The following is a 16895-nucleotide window of genomic DNA, read 5'->3' as shown; positions in this document are numbered from 1 at the left end:
GTTGTGGAACTTAATCCGGAGAGCAAAAAAGAAGCAGCTTAACGGCTTAGGCGACAACTACCTTGAAAAACGCCGGTCTGACCGGTATCTCAGACGATATTTACCTGATAAAAACGTTTGATTTCCTGCACGCTGATACAGTTATCAGGCTCAATAACGCCGCGGGTGGGCACGGACACTTGAGCATTACCGAATCGTTGCAGAATCTGACCGTTTCTTATTCCAGACTTGATGAAAATTACCAGAGGACATGGGTCATTCAACAAGGCGCAGATTTGATGTCTTTACAGACGGTGGCCACCACCTCTGAGTACATTCAGGATTTAGATGTACTCTCTGTGAATGGCACTTCCCGGATTATTGGCAACTTTCATGACTCCCTGTATGAGTTGCAGATAGAAAACAATACCCTGGTAACTTCAACATTGTTGTATAGCGGAGGTATCCAGTTGGGATTCAGTGCTCTGGTGCTACCGGACAATAATGTAGCGATTGTTTATGAAGCGGACTGGAATGAACAACGGGATATTTTTATGGACAGATTCAGTTTCCCGCAATAACGCTCTTTCAAAGTCTAACAAACACCGCCAGCCTAGTTGGCGGTGTTTATTTTTACATTCCCTTTCCTGTCCCTCCCCCAGGCTGGTATAAATAGTTTGTCGTTTTTTTAATTTGTCCGCTTACAAACTGATTACTACAATAAGAGAAATTTGTCATTTTTGGCCATCAATACCATGCATACCGACATAGACAACTACCTGAGCAGCCTTAAAAATAAAAACCGGGAAAATGATGCCCGACTGTTGTTGCCAATCATGGCAAAGGCGTCAGGTTATTCGGCCTGGTTGGCCGGTACCATGATTGGTTTTGGTCAGTACCATTACGAGTATGATTCCGGTCACAGCGGCGATTGGTTTGTGACCGGATTTGCCCCCAGAGCTCAAAATACTGTGGTGTATATCATGCCGGGTTTTGAGGCGTTTGATTCAGAGTTAGCACAATTAGGCAAATACAAACTGGGCAAGTCATGCCTTTACCTTGGTCCACTCAAAAATATTGATTTGGAGGTATTGGCTAACATGGTGAGCAAGTCGGTAGAGATAATGCAATCCAGATATGATTGCATCCCCTCTCCGACCTGACAGTATTAAACGGATTTGCGTAAGTTGTCCGATACCAGGAAGGCCAATTCCAATACCTGGTCGGCATTTAAACGCGGATCGCACTGAGTTTTATAGCATTCCGCCAAATCAGCATCGCTGATCTGATACGCACCACCGGTACATTCGGTGACGTGCTGTCCGGTCATTTCCAGATGGATACCCCCGGCGTGAGTTCCCTCGGCATCATGTGCGGCAAAGAATTGCTGAATCTCCCGTAAAATATCATCAAAGTTACGGGTCTTATAACCGCTGGAAGAATTCTTGGTGTTGCCGTGCATCGGGTCTGAACTCCACACCACATGACGACCTTCCGCCTTAACCCGGCGTAACAGTGCCGGTAGCTTCTGCTCCAGATTATCGGCGCCCATACGGGTGATCAGGGTTAAGCGACCCGGGGTGTTCTCCGGATTTAACGCATCAATGAGTTCAATCAGTTCATCACCCTGCATACCTGGCCCGACTTTTACACCGATAGGGTTGTGAATTCCACGGAAAAACTCAACATGCGCGTGATCCAGCTGTCTGGTGCGCTCACCAATCCACAACATGTGTGCCGAACAGTTGTACCACTTGTCAGTTAAGGTATCTACACGGGTCAAAGCCTGTTCATAGTTCAGTAGCAAAGCTTCGTGAGAGGTATATAAAGACGTTTCCCGTAATGATGCGGTGTTATCTGAATTCAGACCTATCACTTCCATAAATGACAGGGTGTCCTGAATCCGGTGTGACATATCGAGATAACGATCTTTCAACGGATTATTCTCAACAAACGCCATATTCCATTTGTTTACCTTGTGCAAATCTGCCAAACCGCCCTGAGCAAAAGCACGTAAAAGGTTAAGGGTTGAGGCAGAGCGATGATAAGCATCGATCATGCGACGCGGATCAGGAATTCGGGCTTCCGGTGTAAATGGAAAGCTGTTGATAATATCACCGCGATAACTGGGTAAAGAAACCCCGTCTCTGGTTTCCAGATCAGCTGAGCGTGGCTTTGCATATTGCCCCGCCATACGCGCTACTTTGGTGACATGACAGCGACCGGCAAACGTTAGCACAATGGCCATTTGCAGAATCACTTTGAAGGTATCGCGGATTTTAGGCGCATTAAACTCATCAAATGACTCTGCACAATCACCGCCTTGCAGCAAAAAGCCATTGCCCTGCGAAATGTTAGCCAGCTCACTAAACAAATGACGAGTTTCCTCTGCAAACACCAGCGGCGGAAATCGTTTTAACTCAGATTCAACCTGAGCGAGCTTCGCTGCATCTTCATAATGGGGTTGTTGCAAAATTGGAAATTCACGCCATGTATCTGGCTGCCACTGTTTCACTGGAATTACTACCTGTTCTACTATTAAAAAGGAAGCAAACTAAAACATGAATAAATGCCCGATTCAAGAGATAACCTCCTAAAATTCGAGACTTATTAGATTATTTTAGTTAAAGAATTAAAATCTCTATCTAACAACGCGATTCAGGCACTTTTTAACTGAGTTATCAAAGCGGTTGATGCATTCTCAACCAGATCTAAAACACGTTCAAAACCCGCATCACCCCCATAGTAAGGGTCCGGTACTTCTTGCTCTGGATCACCACTTAACGTTAAAAACAGTTCCACCTTATGCTGAAATTCTTGCGGACACTGGGCCAACAAATCTCTCAAATTACTCTTGTCCATCGCAAAAATGTGGTCAAAGTACTGAAAATCCGATTGTTTTACCTTTCTGGAAAACTGCCCGTGAAAGCTATATCCTCGTTTTTTGCCATGTTCCATACTGCGACTGTCCGGCGCTTCACCGGTATGAGTGGCAATAGTACCTGCAGAATCAATTTCCACCTTTAAGCCAGCCTCTTTCGCCATTTTCTTAAAAACCGCTTCAGCCGTGGGTGAACGACAAATGTTACCCAGGCAAACAAAAAGTACTTTTTTCATTTTCACTCCGGATACTGTTATTGCCCTTCAGGCTTGTCTGCCCTGGCCTGTGCTTTTTCGTTGCTATACTGAAAGTTCTGATAACGGGTACCCAACTTATCAATGTTGGCCTGAAGACATTGCTGACGCGTGATGCCCAGCCCCTGACGCAAGCCTTCCATGTAAAACTCCAGATCGCCCAGTTCTTCGATCACATTTTCCAAATCCAGTTCTTTGCGATAGATCACCTGTTTTTTAATAGCATCCAGTAACTCCCCTGCCTCGCCACTGATACCAATCGCCATGTGCATAAGATGTGCATCCTCCCCGGAGATCTCAGTCGCAATTTGCTCACCGGGCTTAGCCAATACTTTAACCATATCGGAATGTGAAATCGTCATTAACCTGTCCTTTTCTTATGTCACTTACTTATCTGGACAGCCATCATAACTGCACTTGGTTACAGTTTCCAAATCCCCGAGATTATGCAAAACAGGAAACCCAATAAGCAAACTCAGGAAGAGTTCAAATGGGAAAAGCCAGGAAGGCACAAATCGGCCTTGAAGATACGTCCTATTACCATTGTGTTTCCCGCTGTGTGCGCAAGTCAGGCTATGCGGTGACGCCACATTGACCCAAGCCAGTTGCGAACACCGTCTAGCTTGGTTAAACCAACCCAGAGTAAAAAAGAACAGCTATTTGCATTCGGTAGTTGCAAAGCCTGTTTACGGCCCTACCGTTCAAAACATCGGTTGGCTGGAAAAGACTTTTTTTGGGGCTCTGATTACCACCACCAGACCGTCAATAATTGTGGTTGACTGACTACTATTACCCGTTTTGCAGACGTTCGATTGGTGAGTGTTAAAGGGCCGATTTGTGCCATTAGCTGTCGTTGAGTTTGCATGACTTTAACGGCTACTGTGTACGTAAAGCGGACATCCATTTTCTTTCCTCTGTTAACATATGATCTGTTTTTTCAAAAGAAAGCAGTGTTACTATAAAGCGTCATATAATAAGTTGGTGTACTCCGATCTCCCCGAAAAGAAAGATAAAATTTAAAGGAAAATAAATGATTAAATGCTTTTTATCTCATAGTTCTAGCGATAAAGACCGCTATGTAAGAATTGTGAAAGAATTACTGAGAAAAGGTGCGACAATCTATGACGAGGACACTTTCGAAGCCGGCATGTCGCCTAGCGAAGAAATAATAAATGGACTAGATGAAACCTCTATTTTTGTAATTTTTATATCTGAGTCGGCTTTAGAGTCAAAGTGGGTGAAAGATGAGCTTTCTATGGCAAAGGAAAAGGTTGATTCAGGGAAGATTGATAGAATATACCCAATAATAATAGATGAAGGCATAACATTCGCAGATAAAAGAATACCTCAATGGATGAAAGAAGGATTTAACATACAGCATATACGTCAACCAAAAGTTGCTGCGCGAAAGGTAAATTCGAGAATACGCGAGCTAACTTGGAAGAATCATCCCACCTTAAGAGATAGGGAAAAAATATTTGTTGGGAGAAATGAAAAAATTCAACATGTTGAAGAAAGGTTTGATGATTACGATATTGAACCTCCTCTAGTATTTATTGCATCAGGACTTAACTCCATAGGACGAAAGTCTTTCATTAAACATTCTCTTAAAAAAGCAAACGTTATTAGAGATTCATACGAATTCCCTCAAGTATCAATGGATGAAAGCGATAGCATTGAGGATTTTATTCTAAAGATTAATGACCTTGGTTTTACAGATCAAATAAAAACAGAAGATTTACTGGAAACCAGATTGGAAGAAAAAATCCATATCGCATCAACACTTGTTAATTGTATTGTGGCTGAAAGAGAGCGTGTATTAATAGAGGATAGAGGTTCAATTATTCAGTTCGATGGAGAGATAGTTGATTGGTTTGTGAATATTATTAATAAAATAACAGACAGAGAGCACTTAACATTTTGCATATCAAGTAAATTTAGAGCAAATAGATCTCTAAGGTATAGAATACCGGCTTTTTATATGGAGGAAGTTCCTGAGCTAGAAAGGTTCGAACGCAATGGATTGTTATCGCGATACTCAAAGTATAGAGGTTTAGATTTATCTCGTGACGACCTCAGTTTTTTTTCAGATATTCTTACCGGCTATCCTGAGCAGGTGATTTTTGCTGTAGATATGATTGCTGAAACCAGTGTGTTCGAAGCTAAAAGGAGCTCACACCTTATTCAGGAATACGCCACTGATAAGGCTAAATTAGTAGTCGAATCGTTAAAAGATGACCAGAAATCACTTAACTTTCTTTATTTTTTGTCCAAGTTTGAGTTCATAAGTTTTGATTTTTTATTCGAAGTAGTAAGTGAGGAAATTTACTTCCCTATATTAAGTGATTTTTTATTGAGTTCAGTCTGTGAACGATTAGGAGCATCCAGTGACTATGTTAGGGTCAACGAGGTTATTAAGGATTATGTTGATCGAAGTCGTTTTGGAATTCCTACAGAGTTCACAGATAAGCTAAAAGAACATGTAAAAGATTTTATCAATAGTGAGTCGGATGATAATAGAGATATTTCTGATTACATTTTCTCTATACAAGAAGCGTTAGTTTCTGGTGTAAATATTCCAGATAGATTATTGGTTCCCTCTTATTTCATCAAGACAATTAGAGCTATATATAAAAAAGGTGGGGCGGCTAGTTATAAGGAAGTAATAAGGCTTTCAGATAGAGTCTTGCTTAAATCAGCGTATCTACACGAAAATGTTCTCGCGCACATTTACTTTTTGAAGTGCCAAGCTCTTGCTCGCCTCAGAGATCCTGACTTTTTTGGTGTGGTGAAGCTAGTTTCAGAGCCTGAAAGTTTATTCTTACACGGATTTTACTATCGAATTCAGGGCAATCAGGAAAAAGCAATTAATAATTACAACCGAGTTTTGCAAAAGCGACCTAACGATTTTAGAGCTAAAAGTGAATTGGTTCTGATCTATATGCAAAGCGATGACCATGAACTAGCTTATGAGTTAGCAAAGCAGATATACAACCGGGCTCCAAACAATCCTATAAATGCAAATAATTATCTTTCGTGTATATTTCAGAAAGATAAAAATCAAGCAGACAGATCTTTAATAGAAGAAATCGTAGGAAGACTAGAGTCGGATCCTTCAGATAGGGCACAAGAAATGTATAGCAGTGCTCGAGCTAAGATACTTGCACATTTCGATCATGATATTGAAGGTGCGTACGAGCTCCTTGAAGAAACAATTGCTAGGTTTCCAGACGTTACTTACCCTATCTTGACCTTGGCAGATTTGGCCATTCAGTTTAAAAGTACCGATAGACTCAAGCGGGCGATTGATCTTCTTGATACTCAAGAATCAAAAAACTCTCAAACATATAGAAGTTATATTAGATATAAAGCAACCTACATCGCGATGTCAGGCGATTCCGAAAGTGCTATATCACTGGCAAGAACAGAATTGCGGGGTGTTCGTAAAGAAGCACTAGAAAGATTTATTAACAGGCTATCAACCTTGTAAAAAGAGCTCGAATAAATAAAAAAACACTCGGACGCAGCGAGGATGCAACAGTTTTTGGGGCATCGAACGTCTGCTGATTGTCTGAAGCGGCCTGATGAATATTGTCCAGTGAACGGCTGCTATGGCTTGTTAGCAGTCAGTGGAGAAGTACAAGGTGAGTTACAGCTATCTTAAACATTCGGTCATTAGCCGAATCACAGCACTAGTTGTTACTCTTATTCAAACGCCCTACTGTTTCAAAGTTCAAAGTCCATATATTTCCTGCCCCTTTGCGAGATAAGGCGAAAGTGAAGTAGAAACCTGAAAGAGGGGCATCAGGGATAGTGTCTCAGGCAATGCTGGCGCAGGGACGTGCCATCATTGTCGGTCTTTCTGATTCTTCACTTGCGACTTCGGTCTTTCTGATTCTTCACTTGCGACTTATGTTTTCTCGCGCCGGGGCAAGAGGGGGTTTTAGGGGCTCTCCCCTAAGAAAAAATCACATCAGAGCACTTTTGTGTAAGTCCAGCGAATTATGAAAAGTCGCCAGATTCATGGGGATCGCCATCAGAACGACAGGGTCAGATTCGCTTAAATAAATTATTTAAATTTAAGAAATTGAGTATCTGTTTTCTTAAACAAGCAACTATAGCAATCGCTGATCTGCTAACGGCCACGCCTCGCTCGTTACGGACTTACCAACTTTTGCACTAAACAGCGACGTAAGCACTTAATAATTAAATCCAACCTGAGAATGCAAATAGCCAAAACAACAAATACTTGTAGTTTTGTGAGGTCAACGACCTCATTAACCTCACAAGCAGTGTTTGGGAATCCGCCCTTAATCTTCAAGAATTTATTACCTTGTCCAGGTACCGTCCAGGTTTAGCTCAGGACCATCGGGTATTACCTGAGTGGGATTAATCATGGTGTGGCTGAAATAATAATGGCGTTTGATGTGCGCCATGTTAACCGTGTCTTTAATGCCCGGATACTGATACAACTCTCTGAGGTAATTCGACATATGGGGGTAATCTTCAATACGTCTCAAATTACATTTAAAATGCCCTACGTAAACTGCGTCAAACCGCACCAAAGTGGTAAACAAGCGCCAGTCAGCTTCGGTAATGGAATCGCCGGTCAGATAGCGGCGTTCCGCCAGTATCGCTTCCACTTTATGCAACGCTGAAAACAGCGCTTGCACCGCTTCACTGTATGCGTCCTGGGTTGTTGCAAAGCCGGCTTTGTACACGCCATTGTTTATATTGTGATAAACAAACTCGTTGATATCATCAATACCAGCCTGAAGGGCTTGCGGGTAGTAGTCATCCTGATTGCCGGTTAAATCGTTAAATGCCGAATTTAAAATGCGTACAATTTGCGCAGATTCATTGTTGACGATTTGCTGTGTTTGCTTATCCCATAAAACTGGTACTGTAACCCGGGTTGTAATGTCAGGTTTTGCACGGGTATAAATTTGATGCATGTATTGTGAGCCATATAAATGATCTTCAGTGGCGGCAACGAAACCATTGTTTACCGTTGCAAATTGCCATCCCTGGTCCAGCATGTCCGGATGTACCACTGATACTGAAATATGCTCTTCTAACTGCTTGAGCTTACGCAAAATTAAGGTGCGGTGTGCCCAGGGACAAGCCAGGCTCACGTAGAGGTGATAACGGCCGCTTTCCGGCTTAAATTCGCTGTCGACGCCAATTTTGTGGGTGAACAGCGAATCCTGACGTTGAAACTTGCCTCCACTTTTTTTGGTGTCATACCATTGATCTTGCCACTTACCTTCTACTAATAAACCCATTGTCTTTCCTGTCCTGATTGTGTGACTTCATTCAAACACTTCATAAATGTTTTAAAAAGTGCAAGTTTTTCGCTATTTCGTTCTATTTTTTAGAAAATTGTCGCTGCTTGAATTAAGTAATTACTGCTACACTTAAAGAAAACAAAAACACCAATGCTGATTCATGAGCGATAAATGTAAATATCAATCACAATGTGGAGAGTCCTGCACCGAAAATGATTTAGGTTCTGGCTTTTGTTTTTGGCATGACCCTCACGTTGACAAAAGCGGCATGAATCTGGCGGAGCGACTGGAAGCACATATTCGACGTGGCGGTACCTCCAAGGGCCTGAAACTAAAACGTGTCAATCTTGCCGGCATCAACCTGGTTAACCGCAGTTCCAAACACGGATTCGACCTGTCCGAATGCGATCTTTATCGGGCTAACCTAAAAGGCGCACACTTGTTTAATTTAGCGCTGCGCAATGGCTCCCTGATGAAAGCCAATCTAAGCGAAGCCAACCTGCACTGCGCTGATTTAGAAGGCAGTAATTTGTTAGGCACCAAGCTGGAAGGTGCGCGCATAGACAATATTAATATTGGCGACAGATTGTTACAGGAGCGCATTGCGCTAAAAAAGCGCAAAGAACACGATAAAGAAGCCGCAGAAGACAATTTTGAGCAATCAGAAGAAATCTATCGCAATCTGCGAAAACGGGCAGAAGATCAGGGTTTGTTCCAGCTTGCTGGTCAGTTTGGTTACAAAGAATTAATTATGCGCCGCTTCCAGCTCACGCCATGGTCGTTTAAATGGATATTCTCCATGCTGGTAGATAAGCTATGCGGTTATGGCGAAAAACCAGAAAATACCGTGGTGTTTTCTATGTTTTTAATTTTTATGAGCGCCATTATGTATTTTATCTTTGGCGTTAACCACGGCGAAGAACGACTGCAACTGGACTTTTCCGCATCACTGAGCAGCAATATCACCACATTTTTTATGGCGCTGTATTACAGTGTAGTGACCTTTACCACACTGGGTTATGGTGACATAACCCCATTCGGCATAACGCGCTTTTTCGCTGCCCTGGAAGCCTTCATCGGCAGTTTTACCATTGCCTTGTTTGTAGTGGTTTTTGTTAAACGCATGACACGCTAAGCATTTATTGTGCGCTACAATTTATCGGCTAACTTACTGTAAATGGCATCCGCAATGGGTAACGCCGAGGTTGCCGCAGGTGAAGGGGCATTGCCTACGTGCAGGCTTCGGGCCGTTTCAGCAAAGCGAAAGTCATGAATCAGTTCACCGTTGTCAGAGACGGCCTGTGCCCGAATCCCGGCGGGATAAGGCAATAAATCCTGCAACTGAATTTGCGGACAATACTTTTGCACCAGTTTCAGGTAGCCACGCTTATTCAGCGAGTTCCTGAACTCTTCCATACCAGAGCGCCAGTTGTTCTTAACCACCTTTCTGAACCCGGAATAACACAACATATCAACGAACTGATGAAACTGTAATTCAGTCTTGCCGTAGGCTTCTTTCCCCAACGCCAATACGGCGTTCGGCCCAACCGTAACATATCCTCCGATCATCAGCGTCAGATGTACACCTAAAAACGGCAGTTGCGGATCGGGAACCGGATAAATGAGGTGATCAACAATCCGGTTATATCTTTCCGGTAATCGAAAATACTCGCCTTTAAACGGGATTATGCGCCAGTCGATATCGGGTTTTAACTGTCTAATCAGTTCGTCAGAATAAACACCGGCGCAATTTAATAGCTGCGCTGCGGAAAATTGCGCTGACTTACAAACCACCCTCACCTTGTGCTCATTTTCTTCAAGTTGGTCAACCTGAGTGTTAAATCGCACTTTGCCGCCAAGCTGTTCAAATTGTGCTAAAAAGTGGGCGGTGAGCCGCTTATAATCGGTTATCCCGGTTTGTTGAATGAACATGGCAGCACACCCGGAAATCGCCGGGGCTTTGGCGCGTAATTGCGCAGCGCTTAATAATTCAGGTTGCAACTGATTTTGCTGACAACGCAAATACAGTTGCTGCAGACGGGCTTCCTCTCGCTCGTCTGTTGCGACAATTAACTTGCCACATTGCTGATAGGGTAAATCATATTGTTGACACCAGGCGATAGTCCGCTGCAATCCTTCACGACAATATTTGGCTTTCAGGCTATCGGGCGCGTAATACACCCCGGCATGAATTACCCCCGAGTTGCGGCCCGTTTGATGTTGCGCGGCAGCGGCCTCTTTTTCCAATAACAGCACCGATAACCCCGGTTTTTCGCGTTTTATTTTTAAGGCACTGGCGGCACCTACAATTCCTCCACCAATTACTATAATGTCGTAATCGCTCAAGCTCTTTCCTTTATCTCTGCCATCAGGCGCTGTTATATCCACGATTATGCTAATTGCCAACAGTGATTTTTGCAAAACTGTAATAACTGGTTAGAATACCGCCTCTTTGTTTTCCGGTGCAGTAATCATGGATCTTTTTAGTCAGCGATTTGGCGGTATCGAACGCCTGTATGGCCAGCAACAACTGGCTTTTTTACGCCAGGCACATGTGTGTGTTGTAGGTATTGGCGGCGTGGGCAGCTGGACAGCAGAGGCGCTGGCCAGAAGCGGTATTGGCAAATTAACCCTGATTGACCTGGATGACATTTGCGTCACCAATACCAACCGACAAATTCACGCGTTGAGCACTACCGTCGGACAAAACAAAGTTGATGTGATGGCCCAGCGCATCAAACTGATCAATCCAGACTGTGAAGTACAGGCTGTGATGGATTTTGTCACTGATAAAAATGTAACTGAACACCTTAAAGATTTTGCCTACGTGGTGGATGCAACTGACAGTGTAAAAGCCAAAGCGGCGATGATTAATCATTGTAAACGTCAGAAGATGCCAATTATTACCGTTGGAGGCGCCGGTGGTCAGGTGGACCCAACGCAGATCACCGTTGGTGACCTGGCTAAAACCAAACAAGATCCCCTTGCCGCAAAACTGCGCGCCTTCCTGCGCCGCTACTACGGGTTTAGCCAAAATCCCAAACGACGTTTTTCAGTAGAATGTGTTTATTCCACTGAACAACTGCGCTATCCGGATGCGCAGGGCAATGTCAGCTATGCCAAACAGATGACTGGTGGGGTAAAGCTGGATTGTAGTGGTGGCTTTGGTGCTGCCGTTACCGTTACGGCCACTTTTGGTTTGATCACGGCTTCCCGGGTACTGAATAAACTCATTGAAAAGCATTTCCCACTGGTTAAATAACCATGGCAGAACAACAGTCTCTGATCCTTGGTTCGAGCAGCTCGCACAAAAACACAATCTTTTGATTGCTGAGCTGCCGATAATCAAAATAGGGACATATCACCACCGGCAACGTTGAATGCACAGCGAACTCGTGGTTCAGCCAGGTAAATCCGGCATTTAATCCGCAATCACGGGCCCAGGTTTTGCCCATAACAATATGAATATGGGCAGGGTTGATGGTTCGCAGGTCTGGTGCAGAGAACAGTAAAACAGTGTCAGAGTGCGCTTGCAATAACTGTTTATCACGCCATGTTTGCCAGCTGTCAAAGTCATCCGTGAGAATGTGTTGCTGCATCCTGAGGGCATACACCAGCTTGGCATAGACGTTGAACACTTTTCGCCAGCCATTACCGCATTGATCACCAATGGCTTTTATCTCTCCCGGGTGCAATGCCCTGACAGTATCCAACATAGTGACATCCTGATAGTCGGGAATATTGCCGATATAAACCCTGAAAATGGCGTTAACATCGCCCAGTCCATAATTTTTTACATTTATCTTGTTCATTGCGCTTGTTTAAACAAAAAAAGTTAGCATAATCAAAAACTGGTCGGACAAGTTGAAATAATAATGCATGAAAATCTCCCCTGGTAAACTCAAATTTTTGCTGAACTATTTGTTTGGTCCTTATATTGGTGCTGGTGTCAAAGTAGAAGAATACAGCCAGGACTGGCGTTATTGTCGTGTTGTTATGCCACTGCGCTGGTATAACCGCAATGCGGTTAACACACATTTTGGTGGCAGTTTGTTCTCCATGACAGATCCCCATTACATGCTCATGCTAATGAATATTCTGGGAAAAGAGTACACCGTTTGGGATAAAAGTACTGAAATAGATTTTGTCAAACCCGGTACCGGGAAAGTTATTGCCGAGTTTCACATTACTGATAAGATGCTTGAAGACATCCACCAAAACACGGCTGCAGGTGAGAAATATCTGCCCTGTTATGAAGTAAACGTGGTTGATGAACAACAAAACACGATCTGTACAATTAAAAAGACGCTGTACATAAAAAAACGTCTCAACGACAGAGCCCGCTTTTAATTTTTGGTGAGGAACAATATGCACAATAACGAGCAAATCATTCACAGTTTCTATCAATCTTTTCAAAAGCTGGATGCCGAGGGCATGGCCGCTTGTTACCATCCGGACATTGAGTTTAGTGATCCGGCCTTCCCTGACTTAAAAGGCGAAATGGCCGCAAATATGTGGCGCATGCTGTGCTCACAGGCCCAGAATTTTGAATTAACGTATTCAGATGTGACCGCCGATGGCATGTCGGGCTCCGCCAACTGGCAAGCCAGTTATGATTTCTCCCGAACCGGCAGACGTGTGCACAATAAAATTCAGGCCAGCTTTTTGTTCGAAGATGGCAAAATAATCCAGCATGTAGACAGTTTTAATTTCTGGCGCTGGAGCAAAATGGCCTTAGGGCCGGTGGGTTTGGTGCTGGGCTGGACACCAATGTTGCGCCAAAAAGTCTCAACTATGGCTAACGCCAGCCTGCACAAGTATTGCGAACAACAGAAATCCTGAAACAGGTTCACAGAGGATTTTTTAAGGTTTCCACCAGTTTTTCCATCACGTCTTTGCGGGCGGATGTTTTGCGCCAAACCAGACCAATTGCACGTTTAGGTACCGGGGGCGAAAATGGCACGTATTTAATGCCCGACTCGTTCTCCTGTACAGCAATTTTCGGCATAAAGGTGATACCGGTACCGGCTTTCACCATTTGCCGTAGTGTTTCTAATCCTGTCGCTCGAAAGTCCTGCTCTTCGGCAAGCCCCTGGCGTTCACAAATCTCCAGTGACTGGTCGCGTAAACAATGCCCTTCTTCCAGCAGCAACAACTTGTGCTTTTTCAGACATTTTTGGTCAACGGTTTCCCGGGTGGCTAATTTGTGATCCGGCGCCACTGCCAGGCAAAATTCATCTTCAAACAATAATTCAGACGTCAGAAAATCATCGTGAACCGGCAGTGCCAACAAGGCCGCATCAATCTCACCGTGGCGTAACTTTTCCATTAAATACAGGGTTTTATCTTCTATCAAAATAAGCCGCAATTTCGGCATCGCGGCTTTTACTTTTGTCACGATTTCCGGAAAAACATAAGTGGCTAAGGTGGGAAAAGCCCCAAGGCGGAATTTGCCGGCCAGCGGATCTCTGGAACTTTCAGCAATTTCCTGAATAGATTCAATCTCACTCATTACGCGTCTGGCATAGGCAGCAATCTGCGCACCAGTTTCAGTCAGCATCACTCTGCGATTGGTACGTTCAAACAGTACCACCCCCAATTGCTCTTCCAGTTTTTTAATCTGTCCACTTAATGTTGGCTGACTGACGTAGCATTGTTCTGCAGCCTGACCAAAATGTTCCAGGTCAGCAACGGCTAAAAAATACTGCAGATCCTTAATATTCATAAGACTCCTATAATTAAAAGGTATTACCTATCATTTCCATAGAAACAAACGATTCTACGGAAGAATAATTAATTGATAGGCTTAAAACAATAGGAAATGCCTAATATTAATTTTGTTTTGTGGATCCTATCCCGAACAAAATCGGTATCAAAAACGACAATGTAATTTTTAGCTTTCTTATTCGAAAACAATTGTAATGACCCGACGAAATCTTGGTCGTCAAACCCACATGAGGAATAGTATATGAATACGTCCAGGTTGTTTAAAAATACCGCGTTGGCAACTGTCATCGCACTTTCTTTTTCGCAGCCGGCGCTAGCTGCCGAGTCCAGTAAACCCGGTGGAGCGGTTGGCATGGGCAAGGTTGCGCCAAATCAGGCGAAATCAAATCTGTTTTGGTGGCCTGACCAACTGGATTTGTCTGCCCTTAGAGACCACGACGCGCGCTCTAATCCATTGGGCGATAACTTCAACTACAAGGCGGCGTTCAGCAAGCTGGATATGGCGGCATTAAAAGCGGATATCGACGCGGTATTGACCGACTCACAAGACTGGTGGCCGGCAGACTGGGGCAACTATGGACCTTTCTTTATCCGCATGACATGGCACGCAGCAGGGACTTATCGTACTCACGATGGTCGCGGTGGTGCTGGCGGCGGTCAGCAGCGGTTTGACCCATTAAACAGTTGGCCAGACAACGGCAACCTGGATAAGGCCAGACGCTTATTGTGGCCAGTAAAACAGAAATACGGCGAGCACATTTCCTGGGGTGATTTAATCGTTCTGGCGGGCAATGTTGCTCTGGAGAACATGGGATTTAAAACCTACGGATTTGCCGCAGGTCGCGACGACGACTGGGAGCCAGACATGGTTTACTGGGGTCCGGAAGTTGAGATGCTGGCCAGTGACCGAAGAGACACCGATGGCATGTTGAAAAAGCCTCTGGCCGCCGTTCATATGGGCCTTATTTACGTTAACCCGGAAGGTCCCGGTGGCAAACCCGATCCACTAGGTTCTGCGCAACATATCAGAGAATCATTTGGCCGCATGGCTATGAATGACGAAGAAACCCTGGCATTGATCGCCGGTGGTCACACCTTCGGTAAAATGCACGGTGCGCACAAGGCATCTGAGTGCGTAGGTGCTGAACCTGGCGCTGCCCCTGTTGAAGAACAAGGTTTCGGCTGGAAAAACAAATGTGGTAAAGGACATTCTGAAGATACAGTAACCAGTGGACTGGAAGGTGCATGGACACAAGCCCCTACTCGTTGGACTTCATTGTATCTGGAAAACCTGTTGAAGTTTGAGTGGAAACAAACCCGCAGTCCTGCCGGTGCCATTCAGTGGGTACCCACCGACGAATCCTTACACAAATCAGTTCCTGATGCTCACATTAAGGGTAAGTTTAACCCACCGGTGATGACCACTGCAGACCTGGCCCTGAAATTCGATCCGGAGTATCGCAAAATTGCAGAACGTTTTCGTGCCAACCCGGAAGAATACCGACTGGCGTTTGCCAAAGCCTGGTACAAACTAACCCACCGTGACATGGGACCAAAAGCCAACTTCCTGGGTACGGAGATTCCGCAAGGAGAACATCTCTGGATGGACCCCATCAGCGCACCGGATTACAAACTGGTTTCTGAGCGCGATGTGAAGAAACTGAAAAAAGAGATTCTCAACGCCGGATTGTCGGTTTCAGAGTTAGTGAGAGTTGCCTGGGCATCGGCATCAACTTACCGGGATTCCGACATGCGTGGTGGTGCCAATGGTGCCAGAATCGCGCTGGCCCCTCAAAAAGACTGGGCCGCTAACTACCCGGCCGAAGTACAGAAAGTGCTGAGTAAATTACAGGAGATTCAACAAGAATTTAATGGCAGACGCACCAAGGTGTCACTGGCGGATCTGATTGTATTAGGCGGTGCCGCGGCAATCGAAAAAGCGGCAAATGACGCCGGATTTAAGGTGACTGTACCTTTTGTGCCCGGTCGTGGAGATGCCACTCAGGCGCAAACGGATGAGAATTCATTCTCGTTCCTTGAGCCTCATGCCGATGGATTCCGCAATTATTACGAGCCGGGTTACTACAAATCCCCCACTGAAGCACTCGTGGATAAAGCCGATCAGTTAGCCCTGACCGTGCCAGAGATGACAGTGCTGGTAGGTGGATTAAGAGCACTGGATGCCAATTCAGATGGCAGCCGACACGGCGTACTAACCGCTAATCCTGGCACTCTGAGCAATGACTTTTTTGTTAACTTGCTGGATATGTCCACGCAATGGCGAAAAGCAGACGAAGGTCATGTTTACGAAGGTGTGGATCGAAAATCAGGTGAAGTTAAATATACCGCTACTCCGGTTGACCTGATATTTGGTTCCAGTTCAGAACTGCGTGCTGTTGCAGAAGTGTACGCGTTTGACAACAGTAAAGAGCGCTTTGTGAATGACTTTGTAAAAGCCTGGGTCAAGGTCATGCAGGCAGACCGGTTTGATCTGAAGTAACACCAAAAAGTAGAGTAAATACGACGGCAGATCACAGCAATGTGATCTGCTTTTTTATACAAACGCTATTTTAGTTTATCCCCCAACGGGCTTGGATTTGTTGCATTTGCCCAGATTCTCTTAATTGCAGAAGTGCTTCGCGATAACGCCCCACCAGTACCGGATTGCTATCCTTACTGAACGCCAACGATAACGGCGTTTTTCAAGGTAGTTGTCGCCTAAGCCGTTAAGCTGCTTCTTTTTTGCTCTCCGGATTAAGTTCCACA

General features: G+C 44.6%; 16 protein-coding genes. 8 read left to right on the top strand and 8 right to left on the bottom strand.

From position 1 onward, the window contains the following. Positions 1–62 precede the first annotated feature (62 nt). Both AC0J20_RS22145 and AC0J20_RS22140 read left to right on the top strand, forming a co-directional pair. Positions 63–560 (top strand): hypothetical protein, encoded by a 498-nt coding sequence (locus AC0J20_RS22145; protein WP_473023401.1) that lies wholly within the window; start codon positions 63–65, stop codon positions 558–560. 150 nt (positions 561–710) lie between these two features. Further along, complete coding sequence (locus AC0J20_RS22140; RefSeq protein WP_229526970.1) at positions 711–1142, top strand: DUF1801 domain-containing protein; 432 nt, start codon at positions 711–713, stop codon at positions 1140–1142. A 5-nt stretch (positions 1143–1147) separates the two neighbouring features. Here AC0J20_RS22140 and AC0J20_RS22135 read toward each other — a convergent pair whose 3' ends face one another. From AC0J20_RS22135 to AC0J20_RS22120, 4 genes are all read right to left on the bottom strand, one after another. Next, positions 1148–2494, bottom strand: a complete 1347-nt coding sequence (locus tag AC0J20_RS22135; RefSeq protein ID WP_473023400.1) for a class II 3-deoxy-7-phosphoheptulonate synthase — start codon at positions 2492–2494, stop codon at positions 1148–1150. 143 nt (positions 2495–2637) lie between these two features. Further along, the gene (locus tag AC0J20_RS22130) at positions 2638–3096 is read right to left on the bottom strand and encodes a low molecular weight protein-tyrosine-phosphatase (protein ID WP_473023399.1); all 459 of its coding nucleotides are present in this window, start codon (positions 3094–3096) and stop codon (positions 2638–2640) included. A 17-nt stretch (positions 3097–3113) separates the two neighbouring features. Further along, positions 3114–3476: a nucleoside triphosphate pyrophosphohydrolase family protein gene (locus tag AC0J20_RS22125; protein WP_229526967.1), complete on the bottom strand. Its 363-nt coding sequence runs from the start codon at positions 3474–3476 to the stop codon at positions 3114–3116. Positions 3477–3859: 383 nt separating this feature from the next. Further along, entirely contained in the window at positions 3860–4018 is a 159-nt protein-coding gene (locus AC0J20_RS22120; RefSeq protein WP_473023398.1) for a hypothetical protein, read from the bottom strand. 126 nt (positions 4019–4144) lie between these two features. Between AC0J20_RS22120 and AC0J20_RS22115 the strand changes: the two genes are divergently transcribed. Further along, the gene (locus AC0J20_RS22115) at positions 4145–6604 is read left to right on the top strand and encodes a TIR domain-containing protein (protein WP_473023397.1); all 2460 of its coding nucleotides are present in this window, start codon (positions 4145–4147) and stop codon (positions 6602–6604) included. An 838-nt stretch (positions 6605–7442) separates the two neighbouring features. Here AC0J20_RS22115 and AC0J20_RS22110 read toward each other — a convergent pair. Beyond that, on the bottom strand, positions 7443–8399 hold the full coding sequence (locus tag AC0J20_RS22110) for a glutathione S-transferase family protein (protein ID WP_473023396.1): 957 nt from the start codon (positions 8397–8399) through the stop codon (positions 7443–7445). Between the two features lie 163 nt (positions 8400–8562). Here AC0J20_RS22110 and AC0J20_RS22105 point away from each other — a divergent pair, with 163 nt between their 5' ends. Then, positions 8563–9537, top strand: coding sequence for an ion channel (locus tag AC0J20_RS22105; RefSeq protein WP_229530790.1), 975 nt, complete (start codon positions 8563–8565; stop codon positions 9535–9537). 14 nt (positions 9538–9551) lie between these two features. On the opposite strand, the gene lhgO is transcribed toward AC0J20_RS22105, so the two are convergent. Continuing rightward, on the bottom strand, positions 9552–10748 hold the full coding sequence (lhgO, locus tag AC0J20_RS22100; RefSeq protein ID WP_473023395.1) for an L-2-hydroxyglutarate oxidase: 1197 nt from the start codon (positions 10746–10748) through the stop codon (positions 9552–9554). Positions 10749–10875: 127 nt separating this feature from the next. On the opposite strand from lhgO, the gene tcdA reads away from it, so the two are divergent. Further along, positions 10876–11664 carry a tRNA cyclic N6-threonylcarbamoyladenosine(37) synthase TcdA gene (tcdA, locus tag AC0J20_RS22095; RefSeq protein WP_229530788.1) on the top strand — a complete coding sequence of 263 codons (789 nt, stop codon included), beginning with the start codon at positions 10876–10878 and terminating at the stop codon, positions 11662–11664. Here the strand turns inward: tcdA and AC0J20_RS22090 are convergent. Continuing rightward, on the bottom strand, positions 11657–12214 hold the full coding sequence (locus AC0J20_RS22090; RefSeq protein ID WP_473023394.1) for a DUF6942 family protein: 558 nt from the start codon (positions 12212–12214) through the stop codon (positions 11657–11659). The genes tcdA and AC0J20_RS22090 overlap by 8 nt on opposite strands. 67 nt (positions 12215–12281) lie before the next feature. Here AC0J20_RS22090 and AC0J20_RS22085 point away from each other — a divergent pair, with 67 nt between their 5' ends. Together AC0J20_RS22085 and AC0J20_RS22080 are read left to right on the top strand one after the other, a co-directional pair. Beyond that, complete coding sequence (locus AC0J20_RS22085) at positions 12282–12752, top strand: DUF4442 domain-containing protein (protein WP_229530786.1); 471 nt, start codon at positions 12282–12284, stop codon at positions 12750–12752. 18 nt (positions 12753–12770) lie between these two features. Then, positions 12771–13244, top strand: coding sequence for a nuclear transport factor 2 family protein (locus AC0J20_RS22080; RefSeq protein ID WP_229530785.1), 474 nt, complete (start codon positions 12771–12773; stop codon positions 13242–13244). 7 nt (positions 13245–13251) lie between these two features. Here AC0J20_RS22080 and AC0J20_RS22075 read toward each other — a convergent pair whose 3' ends face one another. Next, a complete protein-coding gene (locus tag AC0J20_RS22075; protein WP_229530784.1) occupies positions 13252–14127 on the bottom strand; it encodes a LysR substrate-binding domain-containing protein in 876 nt (291 codons plus the stop codon). A gap of 243 nt (positions 14128–14370) precedes the next feature. Between AC0J20_RS22075 and katG the strand changes: the two genes are divergently transcribed. Beyond that, positions 14371–16629 (top strand): catalase/peroxidase HPI, encoded by a 2259-nt coding sequence (katG, locus tag AC0J20_RS22070; RefSeq protein WP_473023393.1) that lies wholly within the window; start codon positions 14371–14373, stop codon positions 16627–16629. The last annotated feature ends 266 nt before the right edge of the window (positions 16630–16895 follow it).

It is taken from the genome of Planctobacterium sp. R6 (genome assembly GCF_055755215.1).
The sequence above is the reverse complement of the archived record's forward strand: the minus strand, read 5'-3'. Positions and strand labels throughout refer to the sequence as shown.

Excerpts from the sequence above, each read along its gene's own strand:
- AC0J20_RS22130 (WP_473023399.1), bottom strand. The coding sequence starts at position 3,096 with ATGAAAAAAGTACTTTTTGTTTGCCTGGGTAACATTTGTCGTTCACCC.
- AC0J20_RS22125 (WP_229526967.1), bottom strand. The coding sequence starts at position 3,476 with ATGACGATTTCACATTCCGATATGGTTAAAGTATTGGCTAAGCCCGGT.
- AC0J20_RS22120 (WP_473023398.1), bottom strand. The coding sequence starts at position 4,018 with ATGGATGTCCGCTTTACGTACACAGTAGCCGTTAAAGTCATGCAAACT.
- AC0J20_RS22115 (WP_473023397.1), top strand. The coding sequence starts at position 4,145 with ATGATTAAATGCTTTTTATCTCATAGTTCTAGCGATAAAGACCGCTAT.
- AC0J20_RS22110 (WP_473023396.1), bottom strand. The coding sequence starts at position 8,399 with ATGGGTTTATTAGTAGAAGGTAAGTGGCAAGATCAATGGTATGACACC.
- AC0J20_RS22105 (WP_229530790.1), top strand. The coding sequence starts at position 8,563 with ATGAGCGATAAATGTAAATATCAATCACAATGTGGAGAGTCCTGCACC.
- tcdA (WP_229530788.1), top strand. The coding sequence starts at position 10,876 with ATGGATCTTTTTAGTCAGCGATTTGGCGGTATCGAACGCCTGTATGGC.
- AC0J20_RS22090 (WP_473023394.1), bottom strand. The coding sequence starts at position 12,214 with ATGAACAAGATAAATGTAAAAAATTATGGACTGGGCGATGTTAACGCC.
- AC0J20_RS22085 (WP_229530786.1), top strand. The coding sequence starts at position 12,282 with ATGAAAATCTCCCCTGGTAAACTCAAATTTTTGCTGAACTATTTGTTT.
- AC0J20_RS22080 (WP_229530785.1), top strand. The coding sequence starts at position 12,771 with ATGCACAATAACGAGCAAATCATTCACAGTTTCTATCAATCTTTTCAA.
- AC0J20_RS22075 (WP_229530784.1), bottom strand. The coding sequence starts at position 14,127 with ATGAATATTAAGGATCTGCAGTATTTTTTAGCCGTTGCTGACCTGGAA.
- katG (WP_473023393.1), top strand. The coding sequence starts at position 14,371 with ATGAATACGTCCAGGTTGTTTAAAAATACCGCGTTGGCAACTGTCATC.